The following is a 411-nucleotide window of genomic DNA, read 5'->3' as shown; positions in this document are numbered from 1 at the left end:
GCGGCAGCCGATAGAAGCTCAGCGTCTCCTCGATGTTGTTCTCCACCCAATCCACCAGCTTCGGGTATTTGGCCTGCCATTTGGCGATCCACTGCGCCAGGTCGCGCTTGACCTCGGCTAGGTCGCGCCGGTCATAGAACCATCTGAGCTCCATCAGGCAGTCGTCATCGACCTTGCGCGGCACATAATCGAGCGCGTTTCTGAGGAAGTGCACGTAACAGCGCTGCCAGACTGCCTCGGGCAGGACTTCCCGGATCGCTGCCCTGAGCCCCGGATGGTCGTCGGAGACGACAAACTCGACGCCGGCGAGCCCGCGCTGCTTGAGCCCTGCCACGAACGCGCGCCAGCTCGAATGGCTTTCCCGGTTGGCCAGTTCGACACCGAGCACCTGGCGCCGGCCCTCCCAGTCGA

1 protein-coding gene is annotated in these 411 nt (G+C 64.0%); it reads right to left on the bottom strand.

Annotated elements, in window-relative coordinates; all coding sequences use genetic code 11:
• Positions 1-411 (bottom strand): transposase (locus AC0L2B_RS00120; RefSeq protein WP_473743622.1); only part of this gene is annotated, 411 nt, incomplete at both ends.

The organism is Mesorhizobium sp. WSM4815, assembly GCF_055811575.1.
This window is presented reverse-complemented; position numbering and strand designations above follow the sequence as displayed.